Origin of the sequence: Terrabacter sp. 2RAF25 (assembly GCF_052115265.1) — a bacterium.
Taxonomy (GTDB): Bacteria; Actinomycetota; Actinomycetes; order Actinomycetales; family Dermatophilaceae; genus Terrabacter.
Map to the genome: position 1 here is coordinate 1 of NZ_JBFRGJ010000079.1, position 363 is coordinate 363.

1 protein-coding gene is annotated in these 363 nt (G+C 59.0%); it reads left to right on the forward strand.

The annotated features are described in order from the left end of the window. A partial coding sequence (locus AB4091_RS22035; protein WP_442295077.1) for an LLM class flavin-dependent oxidoreductase occupies positions 1-363 on the forward strand: 363 nt, incomplete at both ends.

The window sequence follows — 363 nt, forward strand, 5'->3', positions numbered from 1 at the left end:
GCCGAACGCTATGCGCGCACCGATGAGTTTTTGCAGGTACTGAAAAACAGCCTCACGGCCGAAGCGCCTTTCGACCATCAGGGCGAGCTTTATCAGGCTGAACAGGCTTTTTCCGCCGTCAAGCCGCTACAGCCGCAGCTGCCGGTCTATTTTGGCGGTTCCTCGCCGGAAGCGATTAGCGTGGCGGCAAAACATGCCGACGTTTTTGCACTGTGGGGCGAACCGCTGGCGGGCGCGGCCGAAACCGTGCGTGCGGTACGTGCCGCCGCCGCTCGCCATGGTCGACAGATCGGTTTTAATATCTCTTTCCGTCCGATTATCGCCGCGACCGAAAAAGAAGCCTGGGAAAAAGCGGAGTATATC